Raw genomic sequence first — 13,311 nt, forward strand, 5'->3', positions numbered from 1 at the left:
GAGACCCCATGCCCGATGGCCCGCTGATCGTGCAGAGCGACAAGACGCTCCTGCTGGAGGTCGACCACCCGAGTGCCGAGCAGGCGCGCCGCTCCATCGCGCCCTTCGCCGAGCTGGAGCGCGCGCCCGAGCACGTCCACACCTACCGCCTGACGGCGCTGGGCCTGTGGAACGCGCGCGCGGCCGGCCACGACGCGGAGCAGGTCGTGAACACGCTCATCGAGTTCAGCCGGTACCCCGTGCCGCACGCGCTGCTGGTCGACGTCGCCGAGACGATGGCCCGCTACGGGCGCCTCCAGCTGGCGCAGGACCCGGCGCACGGCCTCGTGCTGCGCACCACCGACAAGGCCGTCCTCGCGGAGGTGCTGAAGTCGCGGCGCACCGCGGGCCTGGTCGGCGAGCGCCTGGACGAGTCCACTGTGGCCGTGCACCCCTCCGAGCGCGGGCACCTCAAGCAGGTCCTGGTGAAGCTGGGCTGGCCGGCCGAGGACCTCGCGGGCTACGTCGACGGCGAGAAGCACCCGATCGAGCTGAGCCCCACCACAAAGCCCCGGACGCCGCACGAGAAGGCCGCCGCGTGGGAGATGCGGCCCTACCAGGCGCAGGCAGTGGACGGGTTCTGGCACGGCGGGTCGGGCGTCGTGGTCCTGCCCTGCGGCGCGGGCAAGACGATCGTCGGCGCGGGTGCGATGGCGAAGTCGGGCACGACGACGCTCATCCTGGTGACCAACACAGTGAGCGCGCGCCAGTGGCGTGACGAGCTGGTGCGGCGCACGAGCCTGACCGAGGACGAGATCGGCGAGTACTCCGGCGCCCGCAAGGAGATCAAGCCGGTCACCATCGCGACCTACCAGGTGCTGACGACCAAGCGGAAGGGCGTCTACACGCACCTCGAGCTGCTCGACGCCCGCGACTGGGGCCTGGTCCTGTACGACGAGGTGCACCTGCTGCCTGCCCCGGTCTTCCGGATGACGGCGGACCTGCAGGCCCGGCGACGCCTCGGCCTCACCGCCACGCTGGTACGTGAGGACGGCCGCGAGGACGAGGTGTTCAGCCTCATCGGGCCCAAGCGGTTCGACGCGCCGTGGAAGGACATCGAGGCCCAGGGCTACATCGCGCCAGCGGACTGCGTGGAGGTGCGGCTCACGCTCCCGGAGAGCGAGCGCATGACGTACGCGACGGCCGAGATGGAGGACAAGTACCGGCTCGCCGCGTCGGCGTCGGGCAAGAAGAAGGTGGTGGAGCAGATCGTCGCGCGCCACCCGGACGACCAGGTGCTCGTCATCGGGCAGTACATCGACCAGCTCGAGGAGCTGGCGGAGCACCTCGGCGCGCCGATCATCACGGGCGCGACCACGAACAAGGAGCGGCAGCGGCTGTTCGGGGCGTTCCGCGAGGGCGAGATCTCGCGCCTCGTGGTGAGCAAGGTCGCCAACTACTCGGTGGACCTGCCGGAGGCGTCGGTGGCGATCCAGGTGTCGGGATCCTTCGGCTCGCGGCAGGAGGAGGCGCAGCGCCTCGGGCGCATCATGCGGCCCAAGGCCGACGGGCGCACCGCGCACTTCTACGCAGTCGTCGCGCGGGACACCGTGGACCAGGACTTCGCCGCCCACCGGCAGCGGTTCCTGGCCGAGCAGGGATACGCGTACCGCATCGTGGATGCGGAGGATCTGGACGAGTCGCCGGCTGATTCCCCATCATTCTGAGGGCGGGCCAGCGCCCGGCGTGAAAAACCACCTTCACGCTGGGCGTTCACCCGGGAAGTCGTTGCTTATACGCAACGTTTTCGTCTCAAATTGCGAGGACATGAGCCGGGGGTGACGATCAGGGCGTGATCGAGTCCTCAGCAAGACACGACCATCCATACGATCCCAGCACCCGGGCGACCGGGGGCTGGACCATCGCAGCCTTCGTCGGCCTCGTCGGCGTCGTTCTCGCGGCTACCTCCCAGGCCGCCGACGCGACGGTCACGGAGCCCATCGAGCCGATGCCGTCGGTCTCGCCGCGCCTGTCCGCGGCCAAGCAGGCCGAACTCATGTCGGACGTGCTCCCGGCATCGCCGCCGATCACCCTCACGGACCCCGTGACCGACGGCACGGGCGCGCTGAGCGACGCCGAGCGCCAGGAGCTGCAGGCCGCCATCGACCGGCTCGCCGACGAGTCGGACCTGCGCATGTTCGTCGTGTACATCGAGAGCTTCGACGGCATCGATCCGGTGGACTGGGCCAACGCGAGCGCCAACCTGTCAGGGTTCGGCACGGACGACCTGCTCCTGGCCATCGCCACCGCCGACCAGCAGTTCGGCCTGTCCGCGGACACCAACGTCGCCCTGACGGACACCCAGCTCGGTGAGATCGACAGCACCGTCGCCGCCTCCGTCGAGGAGGAGCAGTGGGCCGCGGCCGCTACCGACGCCGTCGACACCGTGCGCCGGGCCCAGGCCGACGCGACCAGCCCGATCCTCCTGGCCGGCATCGCCCTCGCCGCCGCCCTGTTGCTCGTCGCGATCGGGTACGTCATGTGGCGGTTCGCCGTGCCGCGCCTCGCGCGGCTCACGGACCACCTTTCGGCACCCGCCCGCACGACACTGGACGAGCTGCCCCTCGCCGAGCTGGACGAGCGCGCCGCGGCCGCCCTGGTCGGCATCGACGACGCGCTGAAGACCTGCGACCAGGAGCTCGGCTTCGCCCGCACGGAGCTGGGCGCTGACGCGACGAGGGACTTCGAGCAGATCCTGGCGCGCGCCGCCGGCGACGTCCGCGAGGCGTTCGCGATCCGGCAGGCGCTGGACGTCACGGCAACGCAGGCGGAGGACGGCCGGCCGGACGACGCCGGGCGCGACTACGGGTCCGACGCCGAGCGGCGTGCGCGCCTGACCCAGATCATCGCGCTGTGCGACGGCGCGGCCGACGCGCTCGACGCGCGGACACGAGCGTTCGACGACCTGCGCCGCCTGCAGCAGCGCGCCCCGGAGGTGCTGGCCGACGTCGTCGCCGCCGAGCCCGAGGTCGTCAGCCGGGTGGCCACCGCACGCGACGTGCTCGCGCAGCTCGCGGGGACGTACCCGGCGAGCACGCTGGCGACGGTGTCGGGCAACCCGGAGCAGGCGGAGCTGCTGCTCGCCAACACCAAGGAGGCCGTCGCCGCCGGACGGTCGGCCCTGGCAGCCGGGAACCAGGCGATAGCCGTGGCGCACGTGCGGAGCGCACAGAACGCGCTGGGCCAGGCCGTCATGCTGCTCGACGCCGTCGACGCGACCGCCGGCTATCTCGCGGAGGCCGCCGGACGGCTCGACAAGTCGGTAGCGTCGCTCACCCAGGACGTGAAGTCTGCCAAGTCGGTCGAGGGCGACCTGCGTGTCACGCTCGCGCGTACCGCCGCCCAGGCCTCGCTCAAGCATGTCGAGGTGACGCGCGACGGCGGCGACCCGCTGGTGGGGCTGCAGCGCATCGCCGCCGCGGAGGCCGCGCTCGACGCCGCCCTGGCGACCACCCGCGACGCCACCGAGGTGGCGGCACGGGCGTCCGCGCTGCTGCGGGACACGCTCGGCCGGGTCGACGCGCAGCTGCGCCAGACCGCCGACTTCGTCGCCACGCGACGCGGAGCCGTAGGCGCGACGGCGCGGACGCGGCTCGCGGAGGCGGTCCGGCTGGCCGACGTCGCCCGCTCGCTCCACTCGACCGCCCCCGCGGTAGCACTGGACGAGGCCCAGAGCGCGAACACGCTGGTGCAGGAGGCCGCGCGGCTCGCCCGCCGGGACGCGGACGCCGTCGTGACCGTTTCCGCCGCGGAGGAAGAGCCCGCAACGGACGGGCCCGACGCGAACGGCCCGATCACCGGCGGCATGATGCTCGGTGGCATCCTGTTCGACCCGCGCCTGGCACGCTCACGCAGGCGCGCCCACAACGCGGCCATCGGGGGCGGGTTCGGCGGCGGCGGGTTCGGCGGCGGGCGCCCCGTGGCGCTCAGGAAGCTGGGCACGGTCCGCGCCTGGTGGCCGGCGCAGGCCAAGTAGCCGCCGCTCCGTGGATGATCGTCCCCGGCTACAGGTAGCGCAGCGGGTCGAACTCCTCGATCGGGATGATGCGGACGCGCGGCAGCATGGTGGTGAAGGCGTCGGCGTCGGCCTCGAGGTCGTACATGACGAGGCCGCGCTGCTCCAGGTCCGTGAACCGGGCGTTGACGAACTCCCGGAAGCCCAGCAGGCCGACGCGGCGGTCGTCGTCGTCGAGCAGGGCCTCGATCTGCGGCAGGAAGTCGCCGTCGTGGCTCGCGAGGAGCACGTCGCCGGGGCGGTCCATCAGCGCGTCGAGGGTGCGCTGGATACCAACGTCGACTACCTTCTCCGAACCCTGCGCGGCCAGCGGGATCGGCTTGTAGCCCATGGCGAGCAGAGCCTGCACGAACGGCATCGGCATCTGGCCGGACGTCGCGTTGAGGAAGAACAGCGGCACGACGTTCTGCGACCACACCTTCTCCGCGAACGCGGAGATGCGGTCCCAGCGGGGGCGTTCCTCGGGAGCGGGCCGGCGGTTCAGCACGTTCATGCCGAGCGTGGCGTCGATGTTCTCACCGTCGACGATGAGATACGTGCGCCGGGGCGTCTGTCCAGGCTCCTGCGGGAACGGTGCTGACATGCAGGACAGCCTAGCGGCGTGCCAGGTGGCGGGCCGGATGATGCGCTGCCCGGGTCGGGGCAATTTCCCGGGCGAAACTCAGGCATCGTTCAGGAACCAGCCGCACACTTGAAACATGGCTACTCCTGAGGCGCGTCTCGTCGTCGTCGACGACGAACCGAACATCCGTGAGCTCCTGTCCACCTCCCTGCGTTTTGCGGGCTTCGAGGTACATGCGGCCGCGGACGGTAATGGCGCCCTCCAGCTCGTGCGCGACGTGGAGCCGGACCTCGTGGTCCTCGACGTGATGCTCCCCGACATGGACGGCTTCACGGTGACGCGCCGCATGCGTGCGACGGGCCGGCACACCCCCGTCGTCTTCCTCACGGCGAAGGACGACACGCAGGACAAGGTGCAGGGCCTCACCGTGGGCGGCGACGACTACGTGACCAAGCCGTTCAGCCTCGAGGAGGTAGTGGCCCGGATCCGTGCGGTGCTGCGCCGCACGGGCGTGCCCGCCCCGGAGGAGGAGGCCGTGCTGCACGTCGGCGACCTGGAGATGGATGAGGACTCGCACGAGGTGCGCCGCGCGGGCGTCGAGGTGGAGCTGTCCCCCACGGAGTTCAAGTTGCTGCGGTACCTCATGCTCAACTCCGGCCGCGTCCTGTCCAAGGCACAGATCCTGGACCACGTGTGGCAGTACGACTGGGGCGGCGACGCGAACATCGTCGAGTCATACATCTCGTACCTGCGGCGCAAGATCGACACCGTCGAGGTCGAGGGCGAGACCCTGCCCCCACTGATCCACACGAAGCGCGGCGTGGGGTACCTGCTGCGCGCCCCGCAGCCAGCCCGTGCTTGACCGGATCAAGGAGCGTCTGTCCGGCATCCCGCTGCGCGCCAGGCTCGTCGCGATCATCTCGCTCCTGCTGGCCGCGGGACTGGGCATCGCGGGGATCGCCACCACCACCGTGGTGTCGAACTTCCTGGTGCGGCAGGTCGACGAGGAGCTGCACACCAGCGCCGTGCCACTCGCCACGTTTCCGCAGCCGGGCATCGGGCAGGGCCTGCCGAGCGACTACTACGTCCGGGTGATCAGCGAGAGCGGCGACGTCAAGTCGAACCGCACTGACGCCGCCGTGACGCTCTACGGCATCCCCAACCTGCCGGCCATGACGTACGACGAGGCGGCCGCAAGCAAGGGCGAGCCGTTCACCGTGTCGTCGTCGAGCATCACCTCGGAGACCGAGAGCTGGCGTGTCGTGGCCCTCACCGCCCGGGTCAACGCGACGGGCGAGCGGGCGGTCGTCTACGTGGCACTGCCGATGGTCGGCCTGGACAAGACCGTCTCGATCCTGACCCGCACCCTGATCCTGTCCGGGCTGGGGATCGTGCTGCTCGGCGGGCTCACGGCGTGGGTGCTCGTGGAACGGTCGCTGCGGTCCCTGCGGTCCGTGGAGCACACGGCCGCGCAGATCGCGGCGGGCGACCTCACGCAGCGCGTCCCCGAGGCCCCGCCAGGTACGGAGATGGGTTCGCTCGCGGCGTCGCTCAACGCGATGCTTACGCAGATCGAGCGGGCCTTCGCCGCGCAGGAGGCGTCCGAGGTGCGGATGCGGCAGTTCGTCTCGGACGCGTCGCACGAGCTGCGCACGCCGCTCGCGACCATCCGCGGCTACGGCGAGCTGTACCGGCTGGGCGCCCTGGACACGACGGACAAGGTCGACGACACGATGTTCCGCATCGAGGACGCCGCCCGCCGGATGGGCAAGCTCGTCAACGACCTGCTGGTGCTCGCCCGGCTCGACGAGGGCCGGCCCGTCGCCCGGGAGGACGTCGACCTGGCAGAGCTCGCGCGGGACTCCGCCCAGGACCTGCACGCCCTGGACCCGACGCGTGAGGTCGCCGTAGTGCCGCTCGCGGCCGGTGGCGGCGAGGACGACCCGGATCCGGACGACCCGACGGGACAGGTCCCCGACTCGCTGGTCGTGGAGGGCGACGCCGACCGGCTGCGGCAGGTCCTCACCAACCTCATCGGCAACGTCGCGCGGCACACGCCGTCGGGTACGCCCGCCGAGATCGCGCTCGGAGTGCGGAAGGACGACGGCGTCGCCGTGCTCGAGGTGCGCGACCACGGCCCGGGCCTCACCGAGGAGCAGGGCAGCCGGATCTTCGAGCGGTTCTACCGCGCGGACTCGTCGCGTACCCGCGAGTCGGGCGGTTCGGGGCTGGGGATGGCGATCGTCGCGGCGATCGTGGGCACGCACGGCGGGCACATCGAGGTGGCGCCCACCGCCGGCGGCGGCCTCACGGTCCGGCTCACGCTGCCGCTCTGACGGTCCTATGGCGCCGGGGCGCAGCCAGCGTGGCGCACCGGGGGCTGACCAGCATCCAAGATGCTGGTAGCCGCCGCTGACCGGATCGGTAATAGGCTGGCAGTGCAGTGACCGACCTCAACCGTTAGGCAGAATTCACATGGGCGTGCTGACGTCTGACGCGCCGCAGTGGCTGCTCTCGTCTTTCGTCCGCAGTGCGGTGGGCGCGGGAGCCACGGCGGATACCGAGGTAATCGAAGAAGTTGGCCAGTCGCTCCTCAACAGATGGGCCGACGAGGACCGGCACTTCCACAACCTGCGCCACCTGGTCGCTGTCCTGCACCGCGTGGACCAGCTCGCCGAGGAGACTCACGAACCCGACCTGGTCCGGCTCGCGGCCTGGTACCACGGCGCCGTGTTCAGCGCGGAGCGCAAGGTCGCGGAGGCCTCGCAGGGCGGCGAGCAGTCAACGGCCTCCGCGGACCTGGCGCGCGAGGAGCTGACCGGTCTGGGAGTGCCTCCCCGCGCGGCGGCCCGGGTCGCCGACCTTGTCAACGCCATCGTCCGGCACGCGCCGGACCCCACCGACTTCGACGCCGCGGTGCTGAACGACGCCGATCTCGCGATGCTCGCCGCCGAGCCCCAGCGGTACAAGGAGTACAAGACGGCGATACGCGCCGAGTACGGGCACATCCCGACGGACGCGTACCTCAAGGCGCGGATCCGGGTGATCGAGCGGCTGCTCGCCCGCAAGTCGCTGTTCCTCAGCCCGATGGGCGCCGCGTGGGAGGAGCCCGCGCGGCAGAACCTCGACATGGAGCTGCACCGGCTGCGCAAGGAGCAGGCCAAGCTCGGCTCGGCCTGACACAGACCCTCCGCACGACCCGGCAGCGGTTCGAGCACGACCACATGCCCGGCTTCGCCGCGCCTGTGCACAGCGCGCCTTGGGCGCACCCCCGCCGTCGTCCGGCACGTACCTATCGTCGTTGCACGACGCCGGACGGGCCGGCGCGCGGGAGGCGATGATCATGCGGTTCGAGGTCGACAGCGACCAGGTGGAGCAGGCGAGCACGGCGGTAGCGGGCTCGGTGGCGACGGTGCGCACGGAGGTGGGCGCGCTCATGCGCAACCTCGACGCGCTGCAGGCGACCTGGCAGGGGCCGGCTGCGGCCGCGTTCGGCGGCACGGTCGCGCAGTGGCGGGGCGCCCAGGCGCAGGTCGAGGGTGCGCTGGATGCGATCCAGGCAGCCCTGGCGGCGGCAGCCCGCACCTACGCGGATGCCGAGGCGGCAGCCACGCGCATGTTCGCCTGACAACACAATGGCCGACGCCGGCCGGTCGCCCTCCGTAGAAGAAGGTGACCGACCGGCGTCGGACAGGTACCCGGGCCGTAGCCCAGGTGGGTCAGGCAGGACTCAGAAGTCCATGCCGCCCATGCCACCGGACGGGTCGCCGGCCGAGGCCCCGACGGGCTCCGGCTTGTCGGCGACGACGGCCTCGGTGGTGAGGAACAGCGCGGCGATCGAGGCCGCGTTCTGCAGAGCAGAACGGGTCACCTTGACCGGGTCGTTCACGCCGGCGGCGAGCAGGTCCTCGTACACACCGGTCGCGGCGTTCAGGCCATGACCGGAGGGGAGGTTGCGCACCTTCTCCGCCACGACGCCGCCCTCGAGGCCGGCGTTGATAGCGATCTGCTTGAGCGGGGCGTCGATCGCGGCACGCACGATCGTGGCGCCGATCGCCTCGTCACCCTCGAGCTCGAGCTTGGCGAACGCGACGGCACCGGCCTGGATGAGGGCCACGCCACCACCGGCGACGATGCCCTCCTCGACGGCAGCCTTCGCGTTGCGAACGGCGTCCTCGATGCGGTGCTTGCGCTCCTTGAGCTCCACCTCGGTGGCCGCACCGGCCTTGATGACGGCCACGCCGCCGGCCAGCTTGGCGAGGCGCTCCTGCAGCTTCTCGCGGTCGTAGTCGGAGTCCGACTTGTCGATCTCGCTGCGGATCTGGTTCACGCGACCGGCGATGAGGTCGGCGTCGCCGGCACCCTCGACGATCGTGGTCTCGTCCTTGGTGACGACGACCTTGCGCGCCTGGCCGAGCTCCTCGAGCGTGGCGTTCTCCAGCTTGAGACCCACCGTCTCGGTGATGACCTGGCCGCCGGTGAGGATCGCGATGTCCTGCAGCATCGCCTTGCGGCGGTCGCCGAAGCCCGGGGCCTTGACGGCGACGGACTTGAAGGTGCCACGGATCTTGTTCAGCACCAGGGTCGCCAGGGCCTCGCCCTCGACGTCCTCGGCGATGATGAGGAGCGACTTGCCCGACTTCATGACCTGGTCGAGCAGCGGCAGCATGTCCTTGACGCTCGAGATCTTCGACTCGACGATCAGGACGTACGGGTCCTCGAGCACGGCTTCCTGGCGCTCAGGGTCCGTCTCGAAGTAGCGGGCGAGGAAGCCCTTGTCGAAGCGCATACCCTCGGTGAGCTCGAGCTCGAGGCCGAAGGTGTTCGACTCCTCGACGGTGATGACGCCTTCCTTGCCCACCTTGTCGAGAGCCTCGGCGATGAGCTCGCCGATCGCCGGGTCACCGGCCGAGATCGCGGCCGTGGCAGCGATCTCTTCCTTGGTCTCGATCTCCTTGGCAGCGTTCAGCAGCTGCTCGGTGACGGCCTCGACGGCCTTCTCGATGCCGCGCTTGATGGCGATCGGGTTGGCCCCGGCGGCAACGACGCGCAGGCCCTCCTTGACGAGCGCCTGGGCGAGCACGGTGGCGGTGGTGGTGCCGTCACCCGCGACGTCGTCAGTCTTCTTGGCGACCTCCTTGACGAGCTCCGCGCCGATCTTCTCGAACGGGTCGTCGAGCTCGATCTCCTTGGCGATGGAGACACCGTCGTTCGTGATCGTGGGGGCGCCCCACTTCTTGTCGAGAACGACGTTGCGGCCCTTGGGGCCGAGCGTGACCTTCACCGTGTCGGCGAGCTGGTTGAGCCCGCGCTCCATGCTCCGACGAGCTTCCTCGTCGAAAGCGATGATCTTGGCCATGGGGATGAATCCTCCGCTGGTGGCGTTGTCCAGGCCGGCCGGTGCCCGCGACGGACGGCCTGCCGTCCCGACGATCATGTCTCGCCGCGACAGGAGGCCTCACCATTCGACCCTGCTGTCACTCTCGAACGGAGAGTGCTAAGACATTATTGGCACTCGGACCATGAGAGTGCAAGGCGCGGCACGTCAGGTCGGTCACGGGCGCAGGTCAGGGACGGTGCGGACGTCGAACTCCCGCAGCAGCGCCCGGCGGGCGGCGTGCCACCCTCCCATGCCGTGCACACCCGGGCCCGGCGGGGTCGACGCCGAGCAGAGGTACACGCCTTCGGCCACCTGGTACGGGTCGGGCGAGAGGGTGGGCCGAGCGACCATCTGCCACATGGTGGCCGCGCCCGCCGAGATGTCGCCCCCCGGGTAGTTCTCGTTGTGCCGATCCATCTGGGCGGCGGGAATGCACCGTGAGCCGACGACGACGTCGCGGAACCCGGGCGCGAACCGTTCGATCTGCCGGGTGACCGCCTCGGTGACGTCCTGCGGCGAGCCGGCCGGCACGTGGGCGTACGCCCACAGGGGCCGCACCCCGCCCCGCGCACGGCCCGGGTCGGCGACGGTCGGGTCGCTGACCAGGACCATCGGCTTGTCGGCATGGAGCCCGTGCGCGACGGTGTCTTCCGCCACGACCATCTCGGCCCGCGTGCCGCCGACGTGCACGGTCGCCGCGCGTCCGACGTCGGTCACCTTCCAGGGGATCGGACCCGACAGGACGAAGTCGACCTTGGCCGCCGCGTTGCCGTGCCGGAACCTGTTCAGGGCGCCGCGGCGCGGGGACCGGATCCGGTCCCCCGCTATCCGGAGCAGGGTGCGGGGGGTGGTGTCGAAGAGGACCGCGCGGGACGGCGGGAGGTCCCGCCAGCTCTCGACCCGGCGGCCGACCTCCACGACGCCCCCGTGCGCCTCAAGGTCGCTGACCATCGCATTGATGATGGCCTGGGAGCCGCCGACCGGGATCGCCCAGCCGCCCTCTGCGTGCGCGAGGGCCGCGAGGAGCAGGGCAGTGCCCGCCCCCGCGAACGACGGGAGCGGCGTGATCGCGTGGGCGGCGACGCCGGTCAGCAGCGCCTTCGCCTCCTCGGTGAGAAACCGGCGGTCCCAGCGAGGGCCGCCCTGCTCGAGGAGGGCCGCGCCGAACCGCAGGCCGGGTCGGACTGCCGAGGCAAGTCCCCCTGCCGTGGGTGACTGCCCGCGGGAGCTGCGCGCGCCCTCCAGCATGCCCCGCACGGTCCGCTTGTCCCCCATGGCGAGCGCAGTGATCTGTCGCCAGTCGGCCGCGAGGGGACCGAACAGCTCGCGCCAGGCGTCGCCGTCGTGCCCCAGGCGGTCAGCGGTCAGAGCCAGGTCGCGGAAGGCGATACCGGCACGGCCGTCGTCGAGCGGCTGGGCGTAGGCGATGTCAGGCGCGACGAGGCCGACGCCGCGCCCGGGGAGGTCGAACGCCCGGAAGAACGGTGACGCCCAGGCCATGGGATGCACGGCGGAGCAGAGGTCGAAGACCAGGTCGCTCGCGAGCTCGGGGATCGGGCGCGTGCGTGCTCCGCCGCCGACCGTCGGCTGGGCCTCCAGGACCCGGACCCCCATCCCTGCGCGGGCGAGCGTCACCGCGGCTGCCAGGCCATTGGGCCCGGAGCCCACCACCACCGCGTCGAGGAGGGTCACTGCCCCATCGAATCACGGGGCCCGGCGCGGGGGGCACCGGGCGAGAACCGAACGAGCAGCCGCGGTACGGGCGGCTGCTCGGAGGCGTCGGGCAACGTCGTCCGACACTGTGCGATACCGGTCGTCATCGACCGTCCAGATCGGATGCCAGGGTCTGGGTCCCGGCATCCTGTGTGGGGGGCGGCGGGCGACGGGCGGGCCCTTCCCGCCCGTCGTCCCATCGAATCAGAGTGGACGAACCTGCTCTGCCTGCGGACCCTTCTGTCCCTGCCCCACCTCGTATTCGACTTCCTGTCCCTCATCGAGGGACCGGTAACCGTCGGACTGGATCGCACTGTAGTGAACAAAAAGGTCCTGGCCGCCGGCGGTAGGGGTAATGAAGCCATACCCCTTCTCGGCGTTGAACCACTTGACGGTGCCCTGGGCCATGCGTAGTTCTCCTTGTACCTCTGCACGGGACACTCGGTCGACCCGTGGTGGTTCGAGCGTAGTGGTCCGTCTCACACCAGGGAAGCCTCAATGCCCGGTATGCGGCATTAAGCGGATGGCGAACGTGCAGGTCAGAGGGCTGAGCCAGGGAGCCGACCGGCGAATATCAACCTAGTGGTACGGGTTGAGGGGGTCAGCCGACCGCCGTCTTGAGGATGACGACTACCGCGAATTCCGACGCGGTGACATCCGCCGACTCGATAGCACTGGTTGCACCGATCGCCTCTGCGACCGCGGCCGCGGTGTCGGCACGGTCTGCGCCGTACAGCACAGTGGTCTCGGTGTAGCCCTCGCCGAGCCCTTCAGTGTCGTCCTCAGGCGTGATGGTGCCCGTGAATCCCGCCGAAGCAATCGCCTCTGCGGCGGTCCCCGCCGAGCCCGTCGGAGCACCGGAGTTCAGCACCTGGATCGGCGCCGTGAGGTCGGCCGCGGCAGGATCACCCGTAACCCCTGAAGCCGGCTCCTCCGCAGGCGGCGACTTCGACGCTTTCGGCGAAGCGCTCGGCGACGCGGATGCCGAGGCAGACGCTGAGGCCGAAGCAGAGGGCCCACCCTGCGCCTCTGCAGGGTCGTCACCTCCGGACAGCAGCGTGATGCCGCCCCACGCCACAGCAGCGCAGACAACGGCGACCAACAGGAACGGCCAGGCCGAGCTCCAGCCGCTGCGCGGTGCACGGTGCACACCCACCGGTGCGCCCCCGGGGACAGCGACGTCGAACTCGTCGGGCGGGTAGGGGTAGCCACTCTTCGTCACGGCAGAGAGAGTAGCGGGTCGTTGTGACGGATCGGTGCGTTCTCAGTGGTTCTCGTCGGCCAGGCGTCGCGTGGTACGTGTGCGCTGATGGGTCGATCGAAGCCTTCGCAGGCGCTTGACCAGCATCGGGTCATGTTCCAGGGCCGCCGGTGAGTCGATCAGCGCATTCAGAACCTGGTAGTAGCGCGTCGCGGTCAGGTCGAACGACTCACGCACCGCTTCCTCCTTGGCGCCGGCGTACTTCCACCACTGGCGCTCGAACGCGAGGATCTCGCGGTCGCGATCGGAGAGCTCGCCCTCGACCCCCCGGACAACAGGGGCATTCGCGTCGGAAACCAGCATCTCGCTCATCGGGTCACCGTATGCCCGGAGTGCCTGAC

12 protein-coding genes are annotated in these 13,311 nt (G+C 70.7%); 6 read left to right on the forward strand and 6 right to left on the reverse strand.

Annotated elements, in window-relative coordinates:
* Positions 1-8 precede the first annotated feature (8 nt).
* Together IE250_RS17650 and IE250_RS17655 are read left to right on the forward strand one after the other, a co-directional pair.
* The gene (locus tag IE250_RS17650) at positions 9-1,706 is read left to right on the forward strand and encodes a DNA repair helicase XPB (RefSeq protein WP_189670591.1); all 1,698 of its coding nucleotides are present in this window, start codon (positions 9-11) and stop codon (positions 1,704-1,706) included.
* Positions 1,707-1,831: 125 nt separating this feature from the next.
* Entirely contained in the window at positions 1,832-4,015 is a 2,184-nt protein-coding gene (locus tag IE250_RS17655) for a TPM domain-containing protein (RefSeq protein ID WP_189670592.1), read from the forward strand.
* A 28-nt stretch (positions 4,016-4,043) separates the two neighbouring features.
* On the opposite strand, the gene IE250_RS17660 is transcribed toward IE250_RS17655, so the two are convergent.
* Complete coding sequence (locus tag IE250_RS17660) at positions 4,044-4,637, reverse strand: NYN domain-containing protein (RefSeq protein WP_189670593.1); 594 nt, start codon at positions 4,635-4,637, stop codon at positions 4,044-4,046.
* 115 nt (positions 4,638-4,752) lie between these two features.
* Between IE250_RS17660 and IE250_RS17665 the strand changes: the two genes are divergently transcribed.
* The 4 genes from IE250_RS17665 (at position 4,753) to IE250_RS17680 (ending at position 8,244) form a co-directional block, all read left to right on the forward strand.
* Positions 4,753-5,478: a response regulator transcription factor gene (locus IE250_RS17665; protein ID WP_189670594.1), complete on the forward strand. Its 726-nt coding sequence runs from the start codon at positions 4,753-4,755 to the stop codon at positions 5,476-5,478.
* Positions 5,471-6,952: a sensor histidine kinase gene (locus IE250_RS17670; RefSeq protein ID WP_189670595.1), complete on the forward strand. Its 1,482-nt coding sequence runs from the start codon at positions 5,471-5,473 to the stop codon at positions 6,950-6,952. The genes IE250_RS17665 and IE250_RS17670 overlap by 8 nt, the downstream gene beginning before the upstream one ends.
* Before the next feature lie 139 nt (positions 6,953-7,091).
* Positions 7,092-7,796 carry an HD domain-containing protein gene (locus IE250_RS17675; RefSeq protein ID WP_189670596.1) on the forward strand — a complete coding sequence of 235 codons (705 nt, stop codon included), beginning with the start codon at positions 7,092-7,094 and terminating at the stop codon, positions 7,794-7,796.
* Positions 7,797-7,917: 121 nt separating this feature from the next.
* Positions 7,918-8,244 carry a WXG100 family type VII secretion target gene (locus IE250_RS17680; RefSeq protein WP_308434157.1) on the forward strand — a complete coding sequence of 109 codons (327 nt, stop codon included), beginning with the start codon at positions 7,918-7,920 and terminating at the stop codon, positions 8,242-8,244.
* A 102-nt stretch (positions 8,245-8,346) separates the two neighbouring features.
* On the opposite strand, the gene groL is transcribed toward IE250_RS17680, so the two are convergent.
* The 5 genes from groL to IE250_RS17705 form a co-directional block, all read right to left on the reverse strand.
* Complete coding sequence (gene groL, locus IE250_RS17685; RefSeq protein ID WP_189670597.1) at positions 8,347-9,975, reverse strand: chaperonin GroEL; 1,629 nt, start codon at positions 9,973-9,975, stop codon at positions 8,347-8,349.
* Between the two features lie 195 nt (positions 9,976-10,170).
* Positions 10,171-11,688 carry a phytoene desaturase family protein gene (locus IE250_RS17690; protein ID WP_189670598.1) on the reverse strand — a complete coding sequence of 506 codons (1,518 nt, stop codon included), beginning with the start codon at positions 11,686-11,688 and terminating at the stop codon, positions 10,171-10,173.
* Between the two features lie 225 nt (positions 11,689-11,913).
* Positions 11,914-12,117, reverse strand: coding sequence for a cold-shock protein (locus tag IE250_RS17695; protein ID WP_036964095.1), 204 nt, complete (start codon positions 12,115-12,117; stop codon positions 11,914-11,916).
* A 193-nt stretch (positions 12,118-12,310) separates the two neighbouring features.
* Entirely contained in the window at positions 12,311-12,931 is a 621-nt protein-coding gene (locus IE250_RS17700) for a LytR C-terminal domain-containing protein (protein ID WP_189670599.1), read from the reverse strand.
* 42 nt (positions 12,932-12,973) lie between these two features.
* Positions 12,974-13,282, reverse strand: coding sequence for a DUF3263 domain-containing protein (locus IE250_RS17705; protein ID WP_189670600.1), 309 nt, complete (start codon positions 13,280-13,282; stop codon positions 12,974-12,976).
* Positions 13,283-13,311: the final 29 nt, after the last annotated feature.

The organism is Promicromonospora soli (assembly GCF_014653785.1).
Taxonomy (GTDB): domain Bacteria; phylum Actinomycetota; class Actinomycetes; order Actinomycetales; family Cellulomonadaceae; genus Promicromonospora; species Promicromonospora soli.